The sequence below is a fragment of the Kumtagia sp. genome, assembly GCF_059502445.1.
On record NZ_JCACER010000023.1, the window covers coordinates 32,017 to 52,822 of the forward strand.

Annotated in this window: 19 protein-coding genes; 6 read left to right on the plus strand and 13 right to left on the minus strand. The window is 66.8% G+C overall.

The window, feature by feature from the left end:
• Positions 1-91: 91 nt before the first annotated feature.
• The gene (locus tag AC5JDC_RS09825) at positions 92-583 is read left to right on the plus strand and encodes an Lrp/AsnC family transcriptional regulator (RefSeq protein WP_245428462.1); all 492 of its coding nucleotides are present in this window, start codon (positions 92-94) and stop codon (positions 581-583) included.
• Positions 584-751: 168 nt separating this feature from the next.
• Here the strand turns inward: AC5JDC_RS09825 and AC5JDC_RS09830 are convergent, their stop codons facing one another.
• Positions 752-1,051, minus strand: coding sequence for a septal ring lytic transglycosylase RlpA family protein (locus AC5JDC_RS09830; protein ID WP_495841247.1), 300 nt, complete (start codon positions 1,049-1,051; stop codon positions 752-754).
• Here AC5JDC_RS09830 and AC5JDC_RS09835 point away from each other — a divergent pair.
• Positions 951-1,214 (plus strand): hypothetical protein, encoded by a 264-nt coding sequence (locus tag AC5JDC_RS09835; RefSeq protein WP_495841251.1) that lies wholly within the window; start codon positions 951-953, stop codon positions 1,212-1,214. The genes AC5JDC_RS09830 and AC5JDC_RS09835 overlap by 101 nt on opposite strands.
• 374 nt (positions 1,215-1,588) lie before the next feature.
• Here the strand turns inward: AC5JDC_RS09835 and AC5JDC_RS09840 are convergent, their stop codons facing one another.
• Together AC5JDC_RS09840 and AC5JDC_RS09845 are read right to left on the minus strand one after the other, a co-directional pair.
• Positions 1,589-2,746, minus strand: coding sequence for an efflux RND transporter periplasmic adaptor subunit (locus AC5JDC_RS09840; RefSeq protein ID WP_495841204.1), 1,158 nt, complete (start codon positions 2,744-2,746; stop codon positions 1,589-1,591).
• Between the two features lie 14 nt (positions 2,747-2,760).
• On the minus strand, positions 2,761-5,934 hold the full coding sequence (locus AC5JDC_RS09845; RefSeq protein WP_495841205.1) for an efflux RND transporter permease subunit: 3,174 nt from the start codon (positions 5,932-5,934) through the stop codon (positions 2,761-2,763).
• 305 nt (positions 5,935-6,239) lie between these two features.
• On the opposite strand from AC5JDC_RS09845, the gene AC5JDC_RS09850 reads away from it, so the two are divergent.
• Positions 6,240-6,842, plus strand: coding sequence for a TetR/AcrR family transcriptional regulator (locus AC5JDC_RS09850; protein WP_495841206.1), 603 nt, complete (start codon positions 6,240-6,242; stop codon positions 6,840-6,842).
• Positions 6,843-6,884: 42 nt separating this feature from the next.
• On the opposite strand, the gene AC5JDC_RS09855 is transcribed toward AC5JDC_RS09850, so the two are convergent.
• From AC5JDC_RS09855 to AC5JDC_RS09900, 10 genes are all read right to left on the minus strand, one after another.
• Positions 6,885-7,835 carry a carbohydrate kinase family protein gene (locus AC5JDC_RS09855; RefSeq protein WP_495841207.1) on the minus strand — a complete coding sequence of 317 codons (951 nt, stop codon included), beginning with the start codon at positions 7,833-7,835 and terminating at the stop codon, positions 6,885-6,887.
• Complete coding sequence (locus tag AC5JDC_RS09860) at positions 7,807-9,045, minus strand: Gfo/Idh/MocA family protein (protein ID WP_495841208.1); 1,239 nt, start codon at positions 9,043-9,045, stop codon at positions 7,807-7,809. Before AC5JDC_RS09860 ends, AC5JDC_RS09855 begins: the two co-directional genes overlap by 29 nt.
• A gap of 10 nt (positions 9,046-9,055) precedes the next feature.
• On the minus strand, positions 9,056-10,078 hold the full coding sequence (locus AC5JDC_RS09865) for a LacI family DNA-binding transcriptional regulator (RefSeq protein ID WP_495841209.1): 1,023 nt from the start codon (positions 10,076-10,078) through the stop codon (positions 9,056-9,058).
• Entirely contained in the window at positions 10,075-11,031 is a 957-nt protein-coding gene (locus AC5JDC_RS09870) for an ABC transporter permease (protein WP_106773246.1), read from the minus strand. The genes AC5JDC_RS09865 and AC5JDC_RS09870 overlap by 4 nt, the downstream gene beginning before the upstream one ends.
• Entirely contained in the window at positions 11,028-12,017 is a 990-nt protein-coding gene (locus tag AC5JDC_RS09875; RefSeq protein ID WP_495841210.1) for an ABC transporter permease, read from the minus strand. The genes AC5JDC_RS09870 and AC5JDC_RS09875 overlap by 4 nt, the downstream gene beginning before the upstream one ends.
• Positions 12,018-12,030: 13 nt before the next feature.
• Positions 12,031-13,530, minus strand: coding sequence for a sugar ABC transporter ATP-binding protein (locus AC5JDC_RS09880; protein ID WP_495841211.1), 1,500 nt, complete (start codon positions 13,528-13,530; stop codon positions 12,031-12,033).
• A 67-nt stretch (positions 13,531-13,597) separates the two neighbouring features.
• Entirely contained in the window at positions 13,598-14,623 is a 1,026-nt protein-coding gene (locus tag AC5JDC_RS09885; RefSeq protein WP_495841212.1) for an ABC transporter substrate-binding protein, read from the minus strand.
• Between the two features lie 485 nt (positions 14,624-15,108).
• Entirely contained in the window at positions 15,109-16,266 is a 1,158-nt protein-coding gene (locus tag AC5JDC_RS09890) for a mandelate racemase/muconate lactonizing enzyme family protein (RefSeq protein ID WP_495841213.1), read from the minus strand.
• Between the two features lie 122 nt (positions 16,267-16,388).
• Positions 16,389-17,324 carry a LysR family transcriptional regulator gene (locus AC5JDC_RS09895; protein WP_495841214.1) on the minus strand — a complete coding sequence of 312 codons (936 nt, stop codon included), beginning with the start codon at positions 17,322-17,324 and terminating at the stop codon, positions 16,389-16,391.
• Positions 17,325-17,397: 73 nt separating this feature from the next.
• On the minus strand, positions 17,398-18,282 hold the full coding sequence (locus AC5JDC_RS09900; protein ID WP_495841215.1) for a LysR family transcriptional regulator: 885 nt from the start codon (positions 18,280-18,282) through the stop codon (positions 17,398-17,400).
• Positions 18,283-18,375: 93 nt separating this feature from the next.
• On the opposite strand from AC5JDC_RS09900, the gene AC5JDC_RS09905 reads away from it, so the two are divergent.
• The 3 genes from AC5JDC_RS09905 to AC5JDC_RS09915 are packed head-to-tail and all read left to right on the plus strand — an operon-like array spanning position 18,376 to position 20,799.
• A complete protein-coding gene (locus AC5JDC_RS09905; RefSeq protein WP_495841216.1) occupies positions 18,376-19,161 on the plus strand; it encodes an SDR family oxidoreductase in 786 nt (261 codons plus the stop codon).
• Between the two features lie 10 nt (positions 19,162-19,171).
• On the plus strand, positions 19,172-19,876 hold the full coding sequence (locus AC5JDC_RS09910; protein ID WP_495841217.1) for a ribonuclease activity regulator RraA: 705 nt from the start codon (positions 19,172-19,174) through the stop codon (positions 19,874-19,876).
• Complete coding sequence (locus AC5JDC_RS09915) at positions 19,873-20,799, plus strand: dihydrodipicolinate synthase family protein (protein WP_495841218.1); 927 nt, start codon at positions 19,873-19,875, stop codon at positions 20,797-20,799. Before AC5JDC_RS09910 ends, AC5JDC_RS09915 begins: the two co-directional genes overlap by 4 nt.
• The last annotated feature ends 7 nt before the right edge of the window (positions 20,800-20,806 follow it).

The following is a 20,806-nucleotide window of genomic DNA, read 5'->3' on the forward strand; positions in this document are numbered from 1 at the left end:
ACGCATGCTGCCGTGCGAATGATCGGTCGCGCAGACGCCGACCGCGGCCGGGTCGATTGACGCCCCGCCGCTTTCATCGCAGGGAAGAATGATGAGCGACATCGACGACATCGACAGGACGATCCTCGCCCTTCTCCAGGAGAACGGCCGCACGCCCTATGCCGAACTCGGCAAGGCGGTGGGACTGGCGGTCTCCTCGGTCAACGAAAGGGTGAAGAAGCTCAACGAGCGCGGCGTCATCGAAGGGGTGCATGCCGCGGTTTCGGCTTCGGCGCTGCGCCTCGACCTGCTCGCCTTCGTGTTCGTCGGCTGGAACGACCCCGCGACGGAGGAACAGTTCCTGGCCCGCGTCGCCAGCGAACCGGCGATCCTGGAGTGCCACCACGTCACCGGGACGTGGAACTATCTGCTGAAGGTGAGAACGCACACGACGCGCGACCTGGAGGCCTTCCTCGGCGGCATCGTCAAGGCCGTGCCGGGCGTGCTGAGGACGGAGACGCTGATCGCGCTTTCCTCGCCCAAGGAAACCGGCCACCTGCCGCTCGTGCCCCCGACCGAACATGCGCGTAAAGCCGGAAGATAGACCGTGGCCGCCGCCGACCTGGTCGTGCTGGCGGCCACCGTTTCCGTACGACTGCTCGAGGGACGGCGTAATTTTTCGCCGAAAGCCGCAAAGAACCCTAAGCTTTTCACCCGAAATCAGCGGAGCTAGGAGGATTTTCCTCCGACATCCCCCGGGAAAGCGGAAGAACTAGGTGCGCGCCATGCAGACCGCGGTGTGGCCCGCGCCGATGAAGCCGAGCTGGCGCGCCGCGGCCTTAGACACGTCGAGCACACGGCCGCGGATGAAGGGACCGCGATCGTTGATGCGCACGACGACGCTCTTGCCGTTGCGCTTGTTGGTGACGCGGATTTTCGTGCCGAAGGGCAGGCTGCGGTGGGCGGCGGTCATGGCCGACGGGTTCATCCGTTCCCCGGAAGCCGTCCTGGAGGTCAGTGCGTACCAGGAGGCGCGGCCGCACTGGGCCGACGCGGTGGCGTTGAAGGACACAAGGGTTGCGCCCGCGGCAAACAGTATTGCCGCGGCTTTGCCGTATCTGAATTTCATCTGTGAAGAGTGCTCCGTGCGACGTGACGGAGCATTGTCATTCAAGCAAATGGGGTGGCGAATGGGGCGGGTTTCGGGCGATTCCGAGGCGAACGATAACGTCTGATGTCGAGATGTAACACTCCGTCAGAAGTAGCGCCCATCGCTTTCGCAAGCAGTGCACTCGAGATCAGGCGCCAGCGGCAGCCGCAAGGCCTCGCAAGCGAGATCCTTCGAAGACGGCATAAGCTCATCCATGGAGAGGCTGCCGGAAAAACTTGCCGCCACCTGGCAGTGCTCCTGCCATCACCATGGCGAGGAGCAAGGGGATGCAGAACCGCCCCATCGCCCTTCCAAAGACGGCATGGCTGCCCAGGGCTCTTGCCTTACCGGCGGGCGGCCGGAATTGAGAATGCTGCTCCCTACCCTCCCCTTGCGTGCTTGGCGCTCTACAGGAAGATTGAAATCGCTATCGGAGACAACGGGCTGAACCTCGCAGGCCTAGAGCTGCGGCTTTTCCTCCGGCATCGGCTGCACCGGCGCGCCCGGGAATATCTTCTGAAGATTGCCGGCGATCACCTGGTCGCCTTCCGAAACGCCTGAAGACAGCACGACGAGGCCGCCGTCGACGGGGCCTAGCGAGACCAGGCGCTGCTCGACAAGGTTGTCCTTGCCGACGACATAGACATATTTGCCGAACTGGCTCGACCCGAGTGCCGTCTGCGGCACCATCAGCGCATCCGGATGCTCGCCGACATGCAGGCGCACGCGGACATACTGGCCGGGCAGCAGCGTCCGATCGGCATTTTCGATCGTCGCGCGCGCCAGGATCGTGCCGGTCGAGCGTTCGACGGAATTGTCGATGAAGGTCAGCGCGCCGCTGTGCCGCGGCTCGTCCTCGCCGGGCAGGAACACCTCGGCGGTCACCTTGCCCTTGGCGAGCAGCACCTTCTGGATGCCGGCCAGCTCGTTCTCGTTCGGATTGAAGGTGACGTAGATCGGCGAAAGCTGCACCAGGTTGTTGAGCGGCGTGCCGGCGGCGTTGCTGACCATCGTGCCCTCGGGTGCCCTGTTGCGTCCGAGACGGCCGGGGAAGGGGGCGCGAATTTCCGTGTTCTGGAGATTGAGCTCGGCGATGCGTACCGTCGCCTTCGACATCCCCACGGTTGCCTCACCCTGCCGGACGGCACTGGTCCGCTGGTCGAAGCTGTCCTTGGCCAGATAGCCGCTGGTGGCGAGATCGTTGCCGCGATCAAGGCTGGTGCGGGCGTATTCGAGCGAGGCCTCGTCGCGCTTGGCCTGCGCCTGCGCCAGCTCGAGCGCGGCCTGATAGTCGCTCGGGTCGATCCGGTAGAGGAGATCGCCCGCCATCACGTCGGTGCCGTCGGGGACCACCTGCTGCTGAAGGTAACCCGAGACCTTGGCCTGCAGCGTGACGTCGCGGATCGCCTCGGTGCGCGCCGAATATTCGAGGTAGATCGGGATCGTCTTCCTGACGATGCCGACCACCGGAACGGGCATGGCCTGCGGGGCCGCGGCGGCCGGCGCCGCGCCCGCCGGAGTTCCGGCAAGCTCGGGCATGCCACGGGCCAGGAAATAGGCGGCGACGAGCGCCGTGACCACAAGGGCGCCATTGGCACCATATTTCAACACACGCATTTCCAGCTCCATTCCTATTCCGCGGGCTCGGCCCTCTCGGGGCCATGCGCAGGCATCGACGGGTGGGCGGCGGCCGGCGAAAAACGTTCGCGCCATTGCTCGAGAACCGCATAGAAGACCGGCACGAAGATCAGCGTCAGCACGGTCGCCGCGAGCATGCCGCCGAACACCGTCGTGCCGAGCGACTGCCGGCTTGCCGCGCCCGCTCCGGTCGCCTTCATCAAAGGCACGACGCCGAGGATGAAGGCGAAGGCGGTCATCAGGATCGGCCGCAGGCGCAGCTTGGCGGCCTCGGCCGCCGCCTCGACGATCTCCAGGCCTTCTTCGCGCCGCCGCTTGGCGAACTCGACGATGAGGATCGCGTTTTTCGCGGCGAGGCCGATCAGCATGACGAAGCCGATCTGCGAATAGACGTCGATCTGCATGCCGCGGAACCACAGGCCGACGAGCGCGCCGAGCAAGGCGAGCGGCACCGCCAGCAGCACCATGAACGGCATCGACCAGCTCTCGTACTGGGCGGCCAGGATCAGGAAGCAGAAGACGATGGCGAGCCCGAAGACGAGCAGCGCGATCGAGCCGGCCCTGATCTCCTGGTAGGTGATGCCGGTCCATTCGAAGCTGAAGTCGCGCGGCAGCGCCGTCGCGGCGGCACGCTCCATTGCCGCGATCGCCTGGCTCGAACTGTAGCCCGGCGCGGCGGCGCCGTTGACCAGGGCCGAGGGGTAGTTGTTGTAGTGGGTGACGGTCTCCGGGCCGGCGATGGGCCGCAGCGAGCCCAGCGTGGAGAGCGGCACCATCTCGCCGGCAGTGTTGCGCACGTAGAGGCGCGAGATGTCGGCGGTCGAGGCACGGGCCTTGGGGTCCGCCTGCAGCGTGACGCGGAAGGTGCGGCCGAACAGGTTGAAGTCGTTGACGTAGAGCGAGCCGAGATAGATCTGCAGCGTGTTGAAGATGTCCGGCAGGTTGAGGCCGAGCAGCTTCGCCTTGTTGCGATCGAGATCGTACTGGAGCTGCGGCGTCGAAGTCGAGAAGGTGGTGAAGAGCGCGTACGGATTGATCTCCGGCTGCTTGCGCGCCTCCGCGATCAGCGCCTGTGTAGCCTGGTCCAGCGCGACGGCGCCCTGGCCGGTCAGGTCCTCGACCTGGAACTCGAAGCCGCCCGTCGCGCCGAGGCCCTGGATGGACGGCGGATCGAAGGCGAGCACCATGGCGTCGGGAATCTGGAACAGCATCTGCTGCGCCCTTTCGCGCAACGCGACGGCGCCCTCATCGGGGCCGCGCTCGTCCCACGGGTCGAGGATCACGAACTGCACGCCGGCGTTCGACTGGTTGGCGAAGGACAGGAAGCTGAAGCCGACGACCGAGCCGACGGTGGTGACGCCCGGCAGGCTGCGCAGCATCTCCTCCGACTTCCTGGCCACCGCTTCGGTGCGCTCCAGCGACGCGCCGTCGGGAAGCTGCAGGACGACGAAGAAATAGCCCTGGTCCTCGACCGGCAGGAAGGTCGAGGGGATGCGCTGGAACAGCATCCAGGTGCCGGCGAGCGCCGCGACGAAGACGACGAGCAAGGCCCAGCGCAGGCGTATCAGCCCCCTGATGCTGCCGGCATATGCGTCCGCAAGCCAGTGGAAGCCGTTGTTGAACCAGCGGAACACGAAGAATTGCGGCTCGCCGCGGTAGCGCAGGAAGGCGGCGGCGAGCGCCGGGCTCAGCGTCAGCGAGTTGAAGGCGGAGATGCCGAAAGAGATGGCGACGGTCAGCGCGAACTGGTTGTAGAGGCGGCCGGCCACGCCGGGAATGAAGGCGACCGGAATGAACACCGCCATCAGCACCGCCGTGGTCGCGATGATCGGGCCGGTCACCTCCTGCATGGCCTTGCGCGCGGCGGCGAGCGGCGCCAGCCCGGCCTCGAGCTGACGCTCGACGTTCTCGACCACGACGATGGCGTCGTCGACGACAAGGCCGATGGCGAGCACCATGCCGAGGAGGGACAGCATGTTGAGGGAGAAGCCGAGCAGATACATGAAGACCAGCGTCGCGATCAGCGACACAGGGATGGCGATCAGCGGGATGATCGTGGTGCGCCAGCTCTGCAGGAAGATGAAGACGACGAAGATGACCAGCAGCAGCGCTTCCACCAGCGTCACGATCACGTCGGTCATCGCCGCCGACACGAAGCGCGTCGTGTCGTAGAACATGTTGTAGCTGACGCCGGCCGGGAACCGCGTCGACAGGTCGTCCATCTTGGCCTTGACCCGGCTCTGCAGGTCGAGCGCGTTGGAGCCCGGCGCCTGCAGGACGGCCAGGACGACGACCTGCTGCTCGGTTTCCCGGTTGTTGAGGTTGACCGAAGACGAATAGAGGAGTGCGCCCAGCTCGATCTTGGCAACGTCGCGCAGCCTGACGGCCGCGCCCGTGGCTGGGTCGACGCGCAGCACGATCTCGCCGAACTGCTCGGGATCGGACAGCCGGCCGACGGCGTTGACCTGCATCTCGAAGGCCGTTCCGGCGGGCGCCGGCGCCTGTCCGATCTTGCCGGCCGCGACCTGGATGTTCTGCTCGGCAACGACGTTCTGCACGTCGACGGCGGTAATGCCGAGGCTCGTCATCTTGTCCGGATCGAGCCAGACCCGCATGGAGTAGCGCCGTTCGCCGAAGAACAGCACCTCGCCGACCCCGGGCAGACGCTTGATGGGATCCAGTACCTGCAGATAGGCGTAGTTGCTGAGCGTGGTGAAGTCGACCGCATTGCCGGGCGAGCCGATGGCCACCAGCACGGTGAAGTTCGGGTTCTGCTTGGTGACCGTGACGCCGGTCTGGTTGACCAGCGCCGGCAGCGAGGGGGCGGCCTGCGAGACGCGGTTCTGCACGTCCATCGCGGCGACGTCGATGTCGTAGCCGACCTCGAAGGAGATGGTGATGCGCGACGAGCCGTCATTGGAGCTCGTCGACGACATGTAGAGCATGCCGGGCACGCCATTGAGCTGCTGCTCGAGCGGCGTCGTCACGGTGTCGGCGACGACCTGGGCGCTGGCGCCCGGATAGTTGGCGGCAACGACGATCTGCGGCGGCGTGATGTCGGGGAATTGCGAGACCGGCAGCAGGAAATAGCAGATACCGCCCGCCAGCATCATGATGATGGCGATCGCCGAGGCGAACACCGGACGCTGGATGAAGAACCCTACCATTGGTCAACGTTCCCCTCGGCCGCGCGACCACAGGGCCGGCGACACTGTTCCCCTCGCGTGCGCTTCCGCCGCAGCATCCTGCCGCTCCCGTTGGCGAAATACCCACAACCTGCCGAAAGCCGGTCAAAGGTCGGGAGGGCACGTGCGCATCCTGAACGGGCTCTCCCGAAGCTGTGATGCGCGGTCCGCTTTCCCGGATGTTGACTTGCGGCAGGGTATGTTACTATCTGGTAACGTCAGATGTGACCGGCTGGTAACATTGTCAAGGGCCTTCCGGCGAGAAGACTGGAAGGGAGGAAACGATAATGACGATTCCTGACAGGCCGGCGCTCCCGCCGAGGGAGCGGATCATCGACGCCGCGCGCGATCTGTTCCGCAAGCACGGCGTTCGCGGGATCGGGGTGGACGCGATCGCGGAAGCCGCCGACAGCAACAAGATGACGCTCTATCGCCATTTCGGCTCGAAGGACGACCTGCTCATCACCTGCATCGAGAAGGCGGCGTCCGAAGCCGAGGCCTTCTGGGTGGCGCTGGAAGAAGCCCATCCCGGTGACGCCAAGGCCCAGCTCAGGGACTGGGTGAAGCGGGCGGGCGACTTCGTCACGGTCGATCACTGCAATTGCGAACTGATCGATGCCGCCGCCCAGCTGGTGGAGAGCGATCATCCGGCACGCCGCGTGATCGAACAGGTGAGGAGGGGGCAGCTGCGCAGGCTTACCCAGCTTTGCCGGGACGCAGGGATCGCCGAGGCGGAGCTGCTGGTCGACGCGCTGACGCTTCTGATCGAGGGCGCGCGCGTCAACTGGCGCAGTGCGGGAGAGGGCGGCGCGAGCACACGGTTCGTCGACGCGGCCGAGCGTCTGATCGATAGCTTCGCAACGCAGCAGCGTGTTCTCGCAGTCGGCTGACCCATCCAGGCCGGCCGGTCTTCGAAGGGTGTGGATAGTACCCTATTGTTGCGCGACGAAGCGGCCGGCCTTGCCGTAGCTCCGGGGAAACGTCGAGATCGCGTGCGACGCCACTTCCACCCCGCGGGCGATGGCCGAATCGGGCGTTGCCCCGGCGACGATCGCCGCCAGATAGGCCGCATTGAAGCTGTCGCCGGCCCCCACGGTATCGACGACATCGACCACGGGCGCGCTTACAATGCTCTCCGCGCCGTCAACCACGCAGCTTGCGCCCGCCGCGCCGCGCTTGACGACCAGGATGCCGCCCGGGCGCAGCTGGGCCGCCACCGCCCCGGACCCCATGCCTTCGCCGAGGGCCGCCACTTCATCCTCGTTGAGCAGCACGTGATCGGCAAGCGGCAGCCATTCGCCGAACATTGCCCGAAGAGACGGCGTCCAGCCTTGCGTCGGCCAGCCCGGGTCGATGGCGGTGGCCCAGCCGCGCGCCCGCAACTCGCCGAGAATCCGCGTCGTCGCGTCGCGGATGGCGGGCATCAGCAGGTTGCCGGAGAGGATGGCGACGGCGCCCGGCCGCGGCGGCGCCGGTACGCGGGCCAGCAGCGCCTCGGGCGTGGCGCGCTGCAGATGGCCGGGCGTCGTGAAGAAGGCGCGGTCGCCGCCCTTGTGCACGATTCCCACGGTGGTCGTGGTCATGCCCGGATCGTCGCTCCAGTCGCAGCTGGCGGCATCGAATCGGCCGCGCAGCCAGACGCCGTTCGGGTCGTCGCCTGTCGAGGCGACCAGCCGGTGCGGCTCGCCCAGGCCGGTCAGCGCCAGCGCCGTGTTGCCGGCCGAACCGCCCGCCCGCATCTCCGCGCGCTCGACCTCGATCTCGGTGCCGATCGCCGGCCAGCCGTCCAGAGGCCCCAGGACGAGGTCGACATTGACGTTGCCAAGGACAAGGATCGGCGGGACCGCGGCCGCCTCAGCGCGGGCGGGCGACGACGGGGACATAGGTCTCCAGCCCGGGCTCGGGGAACCGCACGGTGCGCTGCAGCTCCGAAGACATGTAGAGGCCCATCAGGATCTCGACGACCGCCAGCCCGTCGTGGAACGTTTCCAGCGGTGTCTCGCCCTTGCGGAAGCATTCGACCATGTGGCGGTTCTCGTCGGTGTAGCCGTAGACGCCGGTCTCGTCCTCAAGCACCGGCATCAGGCCCTGCTCGGCGTTCTGCTTCTCGACCAGGTCCTCGCCTTCCGAACCGGTGACGGCGCGCGACATGAACACCTTGAGGCCGGTCGAGAGCGAATTGAACTCCATGGCATATTCAGGCCCGAGCAACTCGAGCTGGATGCGCAGGCCGGCGCCGACATAGGCCCAGGACGTCGTCGCCTCGATCATCAGGTCATTGCCGTCCTCGTCCTCCAGCTCCACCGTGGCGCGGGCGAAATCCTCCGAGGGGCGATTGCGGTAGTCGACCTCGGCACCGAAGCGGGCCTTGAGCTGATCGGCGTAATGCGGCCGCGTCCACTTCAGGTTCGCCACCGTGCCGTTGACCGCCTTGACCCTGAGCGAGCCGCGCTTGGCGCCCGGCGCGGTCAGCAGGTGACGCGCCACCTCGACCGAATGGCACATCATGTCGGAGAGCACGCCGCCGCCCTGCCTGTCGCCCTGCCAGAACCACGGTTCGTGCGGGCCGGAATGCTCTTCCGCGGCGCGGGCGAGATACGGACGCCCGGTGGTGGAGGCGGCGCGCCGCCAGACGATCTCCTTGCCGCGCAGCACGGGCGTCGAGAATACCTGGTTCTCCAGGTAGCCGTGGTTGAGCCCGGCGTCCTCGACCAGGCGAACCATCTCGCGCGCCTCGGCAACCGTGCGTGCCAGCGGCTTCTCGCAGGCGACGGCGAAGATCCTGCTCCTGCCGGCCTTCTTCGCCGCGTGCAGCGCCTTCATCACGTCGAGCCGGGTGTCGTTGGGCGAGAGGATCCAGATGGCGTCGACGTCGTCGGCCTCGAGCAGCGCCTCCAGCGTCGCATGCGTGCGGCAATGGCCGAGGCCGAGTTCCGTCACCGCATCGGCGAAGCGCTGCCGCTTCTCGGCGCTGCGGCTGTAGACGCCGGTCACGTCGACATTGCGCACGCCCACCATCGACTTCAAGTGGAAATGCGCGATGAAGCCAGACCCCACGAAGCCGACGCGCAAGCGCTCCCTCGTCTCGACCATGGAACTCTCCTTATCCTGACTTGCCGACGGGACCGGTGGTCCCGCGAATCTTGAGCGTGGTCGGCAGCACGATCGGCCCGTCCGCCACCTCGTCCCCGGCGATCACCTGCAGCAGCAGCGACATCGCTTCGCGGCCGATCTCGGCGCGCGGCTGGCTGACCGTGGTCAAGGGCGGGAAAATCGCTGCGCTCAGGTAGATGTCGTCGAAGCCGACCACCGACACGTCGCCGGGTACGTCCAGCCCGCGCCGGCGCAGTTCGTGGATGGCGCCGAACGCCATTTCGTCGTTGGCGCAGAAAATCGCGGTGGGCGGCTCGGGCAGGTCGCACAGGGTCGCGCAAAGCGCCTGGCCGCTGCGCAGGAGATAGTCGCCGCGCTGCTCGTAACCTTCCGGCACGGCCAGGCCGGCATCGTCCATCGCCGCGCGCCAGCCGTCCCGGCGCAGCCGGGACATGATTTCCGGCAGAGGGCCGGTGACGTGGGCGATGCGCCGGTGCCCGAGCCCGACCAGATGCCGCACCGCCTCGCGCGCAGCGGCGAGATTGTCGATGCGGACATGCGGCAGGCCCGATCCCTCGATGGTCTCCAGCGCCACCACCAGCGGCAGATCCGCGATCGCGATGCCCGCGGCTTCCAGTCCCGCCGGCAGCTTGCCGGTCATCAGGATCATGCCGTCGGCGTGACCGTCGCGCAGCATGTCGAAATATTCGGTCTCGCGCTCGGGATTGCTCTCCGTATTGCCCATCAGCACCGAATAGCCGGCCTCGCGCGCCGCCTGCTCCACCCCCTTCATCACCTCCAGATAGAACGGGTTGCCGATGTCGCGCACCACCATCAGCACGGACATCGAGCGGCGCGTGCGCAGATTGCGCGCGCTGACATTGGGCCGGTAGTTCATGGCGCGCGCCGCCTCGCGGATGCGCGACAGAGTCGGCTCGGCGACCAGCCCGGTGCCGGTGAGCGCGCGCGACACGGTCGCCGGCGAGACGCCGAGCCGCTGGGCGATATCCTTGATTCTTGGGCGCTCGTTCATGCCCGCATCGCCCGGCCGCGGCCATAGAACAGCATCAGCAGCAGCAGGGTCGCCCCGAAGATCATCTGACGGCCGGATTCGTCGATGTTGACGGTGGTCAGGATGCCCTGCAGCACGGTCAGCATCATCGCTCCGGCCATGGTGCCGGTGTAGCCGCCCTTGCCGCCGGCAAGCGAGGTGCCGCCGAACACCACGGCGATGATTGACGGCAGCATGTACTGCTCGCCGACATTGGCGAAGGACGAGCCGGAATAGCCGAGCAGGCAGATGCCGGCGATTGCCGCGAAGACGCCCGAGAGAACGAAGAGCGATACGCGCATCGCGGCCACCGGCACGCCGGCCATGCGGGCGGCCTGCTCGTTGGAGCCGATCGCGTAGACGCGGTAGCCATAGACGGTGCGCGACAGCAGGAAAGCGAGCAGCAGGCCGATCGCCACCCACAGCCAGATGATCCCCGGCAGGCCGAACAGGAACGGCTGAGTGACGAACTGCGACAGGCCGGGCGCGGCGCGGCCGGAGGGGATGCCCTGGCGGATGACGACGAGCAGGCCCTGGAGCACGCCGAGCATGCCGAGCGTCATCACCAGCGGCGGTATGCGCAGCAGCGTCACGCCGAGGCCGTTGGCGAGGCCGAACAGCGCCCCGGTGGCGATGCAGCCGAGGATGGCGAGCGGAATGCCGGCATCCTGCCCGTTCATCAGATTGCCGGCGATGATGGCCGACAACGACACGACGCCGCCGACCGAGAGGTCGATGCCCTCGCGGCCGCCGAGGATGACGAGATTCTGGCCGGCGGCGACGATGCCCAGAAGGGCGGCCACGATCAGCAGGCGCATGATCTGCGTCGGCGAGGCAAAGCCGGGAGACAGCAATTCGCCGACGATCAGGAGAACGACGATCAGCGCCAGCGCGACCAGCAGCGGTTGCCTGGCGAGGTCGAGAAGCCGGCTCATGAGCGCGCCCTCCGCCCGACCAGTATGCCGGCCATCAACGCAACGAGGATGGCGAGGCCCTGGACAAGGTTCTGCCACTCGGAGGGGGTGCCGACGAAATAGACCAGCGAGTTGATGAGGCCGATGATCAGCGCACCGAATACCGAGCCGACGACGGTGCCGTAGCCGCCGGCGAGCGCCGAGCCGCCGAGCACGACGGCCGCCACCGAGAACAGGGTCATCTTGCCGCCGACCAGCGGATCGCCGCTTGCCGTGTCGCCGGTCACGCAGAATGCGGCGAGCGCGGCGAACAGGCCGCAAAGCGCGTAGCCGCGCATGCGGATCGCCGTGACCGGCAGGCCGCTCTGGTAAGCGCCTTGCGCGTCGTCGCCGACCGCGAGCAGCTGGAGAGCGAGCCGCGTGCGGGCGAGCAGATAGAGGATCAGTGCGAGAATGACGGCAGCCCAGAAGACGAACGGGATCTCCAGGATACGCCCGCCATAGGTGCGCCAGAAGGTGGCGGGAGCGGGCGTGCCTGCAACCGGCATGATCCAGAGCGCCAGTCCGGTGAAGAAGATGGAGGTGGCGAAGGTCGCGACGATCGCCTGCAATCGGAACGTGGCGACCATGATGCCGTTGACGAGGCCGCAGGCGAGGCCGACGCCCAGTCCGATCGCCATCGCCGCGACGACGGAAAACCCGCTGTCGCCCATCGCCGCCATCGCGGCCACGATCACCACGTTCACCAGCGAGACGATGGCGCCGGCCGACAGGTCGATGTCGCCGGCACAGACGACATAGGTCTGCGCCACGGCAAGCAGCATCAGCGCCATGTACGTCTTCACCAGCCCGGTGATGCCGACCAGGCTGACGCTGCGCGGCTGCCATATGCCGTTGAGCGCCAGCAGCAGCAGCATGATGGCGAGCGCCGGCAGGAACGGATAGCGCTCGATGAAGCGCTTGACCGAACCTGGCTCGCGCGGCGGCTTTGCGACTGCGTCTACCATCAGGCCATTCCCATCAGGCGGCCTCGTAGGCGGCTTCGTAGAGGTTGAACCGGGTCCGTTCGGCGCCCTGCAGCGAGCGCCTGATGCGCCCGCCATTGAAGACGAGGATGCGATCGGAATTGGCGAGCAGCTCCGCATCCTCCGAGGAATAGAGCACGATCGCCATGCCTTCGGCCGCGAGCTTGCGCACGAGCGCGAAGAGGTCGGCCTTGGCCGAGAGATCGATGCCCTTGGTCGGATCGTCGAGCAACAGCACGCCCGGCCGGTCGATCAGCCAGCGGGCGATCACGATCTTCTGCTGGTTGCCGCCCGAGAGCGAACCGATCGGGTGGGAAAAACCCGCGAACTTAGTCTTCAGCGCATCCACCGCAGGGGTGGCCTTCGCCCGCAGCGCGGAAGGACTGGCGAGCTTGAGGCCGTTGCGCAGGAAATGGATCGGCGTCAGGTTCTCGAGGATCGTCCGGCCATGGATGACGCCGTCGCGGCCGCGGTCGCCCGAGACATAGGCGAGGCCGGCCCGGATGGCGGCGCGCGGACCGGCAGGCCGATACGCCGCGCCGTCGAGCGTGACGCTCCCGGCCGTCACCGGTGCCGCGCCGAACAGGGCGCGCAGCACCGCCGACTGGCCCTGGCCATGCAGGCCGCCCAGCCCCAGGATCTCGCCCTGGCGCACCTCGAAGGCGACATCGGTGAAGCCCGGGCCCGCCAGCGCCGAAACGGAAAGCGCGAGCGGGCGCGTCGCCTCCGCCACCGACGCATGCGGCGCCGCGGCGGCAAGGGACGGCTCCTCGCCGACCATCATGCGCACGACTTCCCGCGGGTCGGTGTCGGCGATACGTGAGGTGCCGACCGTGCGACCATCACGCAGCACGGTCACGCGGTCGCCGATGGCGAAGATCTCGTCCATGCGGTGGGAGATGAAGACCATAGCCCGGCCCTCGGTCTTGAGTCGGCGCAATATCTCGAAGAAGCGGTCGACCTGGGCGCGGTCGAGCGCGGAAGTGGGCTCGTCGAAGATGAGGATCGGAGCTTCCGTGGCCAGCGCCTTCATGATCTCGACGAGCTGGCGCTGGTCGGCGCGCAGCGCGTCCACTCTCGCATCAGGGGCAAAACCCTCGCCGGTCACGCCCTCGAACAGGGCGATGTAGCGTCCGGCCCGATCAGATAGCGCCTTGCGATCCACGAACGGCCCGTTCATCGGCAGGTCGGGCAGGCAGATGTTTTCCTCGACGGTGCGGCGGGCGGCGAGGCTGAGCTCCTGGTAGAAGATGCCGATGCCGAGGGCCCTGGCGGCGCGCGGGCCCTCGATCGTGACTGCCTTGCCGTCGAGCACCACACCGCCGCTGTCGGGCTTCACCGAGCCGGCAACTATCTTGCACAGCGTGCTCTTGCCCGAACCGTTCGAGCCGATGAGCACATGGACCTCGCCGGCTTCCAGTTCGAGGTCGCCACGGCTGAGCGCCATCGTCGCGCCGTAAGCCTTGCTGGCGCCACTGATCTTGAGCTTTGACATCTGAAACATCCCAGCCGGCGACCGGAAGCGAGAACGGGTTCCCGCCTCCGGTCCGGGGAGGAACAGCCTATTTGAAGAGCGCCTCGGCGTCTTCGATCGAAAGCGTGCTGGTGTAGGAATAGTGGCCCGGCTTGCCGTCGAGCTGCGCCGCGGCTTCCGTCAGGTTGGACGAGTCGATGAACGGGATCGGCAGGTACATGGCGTTCTTGTACTGGCCGGCCGTCGCTGGCTGCTTCAGCTCCTTGCCCTGGAGCATCAGCACCGCGACGTTAAGCGCGGAAGCCATGACGCCGGGCGGGTTCACCGAGGCGCCGGAGTTCAGCTTCTCGGCCGTCCACAGGTCGATGAAGTCCTTGCGAATCTCGCCGGTGGCGGCGATCTGATCCTTCTTGCCGGCATCCGTGATCGACTTCCAGGCGCCAGCGGCCATGCCGTCCTGCACCCACACGCCGCTGATGTCGGGATTGGTGGCGAGGATGTTCTGCATGGCCTGCTGGCCCTGCGCCTGATCCCAGTTGGCGTTCACCTCGTTGACTATCTTGATGTCCGGATACTTCTCGAACACCGAGCGGTAGCCGGCGACGCGCATCTCGTTGGCCGGGTGGCCCGCGACGCCGTTGATGGCGACGACGTTGCCCTTGCCGTCGAGGGTCTTGGCCAGCCATTCGGCGCCGGCGGCGCCCCAGGCGGTCTGGTCGATGCCGACATAGGTCGCGTCGGGCGAGGAGACCTCGGCGTCGGTGGAGATCACGAGGATGCCCGCCTCCTTCGCCTGCGCGAAGACAGGGTCGAACGCCGTGGGGCTGTTCGGGTTGATGATGATGGCGTCCACGCCTTCATTGATGAAGTTGCGGACATGGGCGATCTGGCCGGGCACGTCGACATTGGCGCTCTGCACCACGACTTCGACGTTGTGGCCCTTTTCCTTCCACGCGGCGGCGGCGGCCTGAGCTTCCTCGATCATCTGGGTGCGCCATTCGGAGCCGACCCAGCCGTTGGAAAGACCGATCTTGAAGTCGTCCGCATTTGCGGACGAGACGGAAACGGCAATGGCAGCGACGCCCGCAAGCGCGAGCAATTTCAGATTTTTCACGGAGCCCTCCCTGGCTTCAATTGATGAAATCGATTGTAAGGGCAAAATGAAATCGATTTCAAGCGCAAATTTCCAGAGCTCTGCCTGGGGAGTGCCGCGTCTGTGGGAACAGAACGCCGAAGTCGTGCCGGCGACGATCCAGCCGGCAGCTTCAATTCATATGGGCGCTTGTCTCGTCATATGGGCGCTTGTCTCGGCCATGCAGCACGCCGGACGACGATGTCGGCCCCGCCGGCGCAGGCCGATAGGCCTGCGAAACAGGCGGCGGGCAACGCGAACCAGCTGCTCATCGCCGGTTCAGCGCGAACGATTGTGGTCGATTTGTATTAGCCGAGGACACGGCGCGCGAAGGCATTCACAGGCTCGTGCCGGCAATAGCTTTCGCGCACCGCAGCCAAGCGTTCGTCGCGAGATGCATCCGTTACGCCAGCCCATATGACCAGCCCGGCAAGAACGACGCACTCACGGAGGGCTGCCGCGGCGCCTTATATCTGCACCGAGAACTCCTCGATCAGGCCATCCTTCGGCTCGAGCCCCAGCCCCGGTTCCTGCGACACGGTCAGGTATCCGTTCTCGGGCTGCAGGACGCTCTTGAAGATCGCGTTGTAGGCCATCCATTTGTGGAAATGATATTCGACCAATCCGCCGTTCGACAGGCCGGCATGCAGCGCGATGTTGTGCGGGCCGTTGCCGTTGCCATGCGAGAGCGGGATGTGGAACAGCTTGGCAAGGGCGGCGGTGCGGATGGCCGCCGAGTAGCCGCCGTCATTGTTGACGTTGGGCTGTATGTAATCGACCGCGTCGGCCAGGATCAGGTCGCGCGCGGAGAACTTCTCGTTTTCCGCAGCGGCCACCGGGATGATCGTCTTCGAGCGCAGCTCGCGCAGGAGTCTCGGGTCGTTGTAGTAGAGCGGCTCCTCGACGAAGCTGATGTCGAGCTCCTCGCAGCGCTTGCACAGCTCCACGGCCTGCGCCAGGTTCATGCGCAGATTGCCGTCCATGGCGAGCTTGACGTCCGGACCGACCGCCTCGCGCATCGCCTTCATGCGCATGTAGTCGTCCTTCGGGTCGGGGATCGGCTGACGGCCGACAGTGTTCTTCAGATGGTTGTTGCCGAGCTTGACGAGGTGCGCCGCCTCGGCCGCCAATTCCTCCGGCGAATAGACAGGAGCGTTGTCGTAGGCCGCGCCGTGGGTGACGTAGACCGGCACCTTGTCGCGCGCGCCGCCGAGCAGGTGATGCACGGGCAGGCCGAGCATCTTGCCCTTGATGTCCCATAGCGCGATGTCGATCATGGCCAGCGCCGAGATCAGCGTCCTGCCCAGCGGCCGCTCGAAGCTGGCGCGATCGAACAGCAGGGGGATGCGTTCGGTGCGCATCGGGCTCTCCCCGATGATCTTCGGCGCGATGTATTTGTTGATCAGGTCGATGGCGACGTGGTGGGTGTAGCCGCTGGTCGCCCAGCCGACGATGCCGTCATTGGTCTCGATCTCGAGCAGCAGCGCGCCTTCCTTGTTCGGCTTGTCCCGGTAGGGCGGCGGCGTGATCGGGATGTTGGCGAGCTTGTGCGCCCGGATGCGCGCGATCCTTGTCCTGGCCTCCACGACGGTGTTGTCCTGTTGGACATAGACATCCTGCAGCACGGCCTTCTCCCTTCCCGACGTTCCAGGCAGGATTCCTAGTGGGAGCCGAGCGTCAGGAAAAATTCAAAAATCCGATCGATTATTCTGAAAATCTGAAGTCGCTCCTCTCCGCCGCATGGCGCTCAGACCTGGCGCAGCGATGTCCGGATCAATTGCGCGAGCCGTTCGGCGGCCGGCGAGAGCTCCTTGCCGCGCTTGCGCACGATGCCGTAGCGGTGGACGAGCTCGGGCTCGACGATGCGGTAGACGCGCGAATGGTTCGGCTGGGCGAAACGGACGACCGACTGCGTGAGGATCGCCGCGCCGATGCCGGCCTCTGCCATGGCGACCAGCGTCTCCGCCTGGATGCAGCGGTAGCGCACGTTCAGCACGATACCGCGTGCGGCCGCCTCGCTCTCGAGCATCGCGCCCGTCAGGGTGGTGGTATGGAAGTGCAGCAACGGCAGGGCCGACAGGTCCGCCAGCGTGATGCTGCGGCGGTTGTGCGGACACATCCGCGTCGGGATCAGCGCGTGCAGCGGATCGTCGAGCAGCGGCTCGAAATCGAGATCCGGATTGCCGGAGATCGGGCCTATGCCGAAGTCGACGGCATCGGTCCCGATCGCCTGATAGAGGTCGGCGGACTTCAGCTCCGACAAGAGCATCTTGATCCCCGGATAGTCGCGCTCGAACTCGGCCAGGATGCGCGGCAGGTGGGTCGAGGCGATGGTGGGCGCGCAGGCGAGTGCGACCTGGCCGCGCCGGATGGCCAGCGCCTCCTGAACGTTGCGCAGCCCGATGCCGACCTCCTGCAGACCGCGCTGCGTGCTGGCGAACAATTTGCTCCCTTCGGGCGTGAGCTTGACGTCGCGCGTGGTGCGGTTGAACAGCCTGGCGCCGAGCTGGTCCTCGAGCTGCTTTATCTGCATGCTGATGGCGGATTGCGACCGACGGGCCCTGTCGGCGGCGGCCTTGAAGCTGCCGTTCTCGGCGACCAGCATGAAGGTCTGCAGCAGCTTGAGATTGACCCGCGCCAGGGCGGCGGCGTTGGTGTCCGGCGGCGGCTTCGGTTCGGTCATTGGCGACGCCATCCGGCCCGCCTGGACAGACCAGCGCAGCGACGGGCTTGAACGCGGCCAAGCAGATCAGGCGTCATCGATGCGCTCGCTCCGTCGAGACCGCCTCCAGGGCGTCGAGAAGGACACGCACCAGCCGGCCGGCCGGAGCGCTGCGCGGCCACAGCATGCCGATCTCGCGCACCATCGGCGGGCCGGGCAGCGGCAGGCGCGCCACCGACAGCCCCTCCGGCCAAGGCGGCGCCCAGTCGGGCAGGATGGAGACGCCGAGGCCGTTGCTGACCATCACCGATATGGCTTCCAGCGAATCCAGCTCCAGCCACTCCCGGGGGCGGAGTCTCTGCCGGCGCAGCCACTCGTCGGCGAGCCGCCCACCCCAATTGTTGCGGTCGTAGCGGATGAAGGGCCGCGTCGTCAGCAGATGCCGCGGATCGTCGGCGGCGAGGGCGCTCGGCGCCAAGAGGATCATGGGCTCGGTCCGAAGCACGCTCCAATGCAGCGACTTGGGGATCGGAAAGGGCGGCCGCACCAGGATGGCCGCATCGATGCTCCCGTCGCCGAGGGCCTGGTAGAGATCGGTGGAGGTGCCCGGAAGAACGAAGACCTCGATCGAGGGAACGGTGTCGACGAGGTTGCGCAGGGCGGGCGCCAGGATGCCGGTCAATGCCGTCGACACGGCGCCGAGCCTCATCTCGCCGGACGGCGCGTCGGTGTGCGCGAGGCTCTTCAGGTCGCGGATGTCCCTGAGTATCCTGCGGCTCTGTTCCAGGATGGCATGGCCGGCATCGGTCGGCTGCACCACGCGCCCGGCGCGCACCAGCAGCGGCTTGCCGAATTCGTCCTCCAGGGCCTGCATGCGCTGCGCCACGGCAGCCGGCGTGATCGCCAGGCGGCGGGCCGCCTCGGCGAGCGAGCCGAGTTCCGCCACCAGCAGGAAGGTTTCGAGAAAGCGCGATTCCATCGATAGAAAAACTATCATTAAATTATACGACCAGCCATGTTTTCTTCTGTACGCCGTTGACGATAATCCGTTCCTGAACTGGAGGATTTTTCCGTGGATCTCGAATTGAAGGGCAAGGTCGCGCTGGTCTTCGGCGCCGGTGGCGGACTGGGCGGGGCGATCGCGCGCTCGCTGGCCGGCGAAGGCGTGCGCGTGGCCGTCGCCGACATCGACGAAGCGGCCGCGGCAGCGACTGCCGCGGCCGTCAAGGACGCGGACGGCGAGGCGCTGGCGTTCGGCTGGGACATCGGCGACCTGTCGGTGATCGAGGCCCGCCTCGCCTCGATCGAGAAGGCCTTCGGCCCAATCGACATCCTGGTGAACAACACGGGCGGCCCGCCGCCGACGCCGGCGGCCGGCCAGTCCTCGGAGAACTGGTCGAAATTCTTCGACAGCATGGTTCGTTCGGTGATCGCCGTTACCGACGCGGTGCTCCCCGGCATGCGTCAACGCAAATGGGGCCGCATCATCACCTCGACGTCGTCCGGCGTGGTCGCGCCGATCCCCAATCTCGGTATGTCGAACACGCTCAGGATGGCGCTGGTCGGCTGGTCGAAGACGCTTGCCGCCGAAGTCGGCCGCGACGGCATCACCGCCAACATCGTGCTGCCGGGGCGCATCGCCACGGGGCGGATCACCTTCCTCGATGAGCAGAAAGCCAAGCGCGAGGGGCGCCCGGTGGAAGAGGTCACCAGTCAGAGCACGGCCTCCATTCCGGTCGGGCGCTATGGCCGGCCGCAGGAATATGGCGACACGGTCACCTTCCTGGCGAGCCCGCGCGCTTCCTACATCACAGGCTCCGTCATCCGCGTCGACGGCGGCCTGATCCCCAGTATCTAAGGAGATTCCCATGGCCCTCGACCCGAACGCCGTGAAGACGCTGCAAGGCGTCTCCACCGCGACGCTCACCACGGTCCTTCTGAAGAAGGGCCTGCGCAATGTGTGGATGCGCGGCACCAAGCCGATCCGCCCGGGCCAGCCCCGCGTGGTCGGGCCGGCCTTCACGCTGCGCTTCGTGCCGGCGCGCGAGGACCTCGCCACCCCGGCAAGCTGGGCCTCGCCCATCTCCACCCGTGCGGCGATCGAGGCGATGCCCGAAGGTTGCGTGGCGGTGGCCGACGCCATGGGCGTGCTCGACGCCGGCATCTTCGGCGATATCCTTTGCGCGCGCATGGTCAAGCGCAATGTCGCCGCACTGGTCACCGACGGCGTGATGCGCGACGCCGCGGGCGTGCTCGGCACCGGCCTCAACGTATGGTGCGACGGCGTGTCCGCGCCGCCTTCGGTGGCCGGTCTCACCTTCGTCGGCTGGCAGGAGCCGATCGCATGCGGCGGCGTGGCGGTCTTCCCGAACGACATCGTCGTGGTGGACGATGACGGCGCGGTGTTGATTCCCGCGGCATTTCTGGATCAGGTGCTGGCCGAAGCGCCGGAGCAGGAGGCCATGGAAGCGTGGATCATGACCGAGGTCGACCGCGGCGTGCCGCTGCCCGGCCTCTATCCGATGAACGAAGAGACGAAGGCGCGTTACGCCGCCTTCGCAAGGAAGACATGAGTTTCGGGGTCGATTCCAAGGGCGTCTACCCGATCGCGGCGACGCCGTTCAATGCGGATATGTCCGTCGACTACGGTTCCGTCGACCGGCTGACGGAATTCTACCAGGAGGCCGGCGCCACCGGCATGACGATCCTCGGCATCCTCGGCGAAGCCCAGAAGCTGGAGCCCGAGGAATCGCTGGCGATCGCCAGGCGGGTGATCGCGCGCTCGCGCGTCCCTGTGGTAGTCGGCGCATCCAATCCGAGCTTCGCGGCCATGCGCAGGCTGGCGTGCGAGGCGATGGAGGCTGGCGCGGCCGGCGTAATGCTGGCGCCTGCCTCGCACCTGCGCAGCGACGAGCAGATCGCCACCTATTTCCAGCACGCCGTCGAGGCGATCGGGCCGGACGTGCCCTGGGCATTGCAGGACTATCCGCTGACGCTGTCGGTGATCCTGTCGGTGCCGATGATCGCGCGCATCATGAAGGAACACCCCTCCTGCGTCATGCTGAAGGCGGAGGACTGGCCAGGACTCGAGAAGATTTCGGCCCTCCGCAGGCTGCAAACCGCGGGCGAGCTGCGCAAATTCTCGATCCTGACCGCCAATGGCGGGCTGTTCCTCGACTTCGAGCCGGAACGCGGCTCGGACGGCGCGATGACGGGCTACGCCTTCCCCGACATGCTCGTCGAACTCGACCGGCTGCACAGCGCGGGCGAGCGCGACGCGGCGCACGATCTCTTCGACGCCCACCTGCCGCTGATCCGTTTCGAGCAGCAACCGGGGGTCGGCCTAGCCGTGCGCAAATACGTGTTGATGCGGCGCGGCGCCATCGCCTCGGACGTGCAGCGCAGCCCGCGCTCGTCGCTGACGCCGGTCGGACGGTCCGAGGTCGACTACCTGCTGGAGCGGCTGGCTCGCAAGGACCCGCGCGCAAGGCTTTAACAATTCC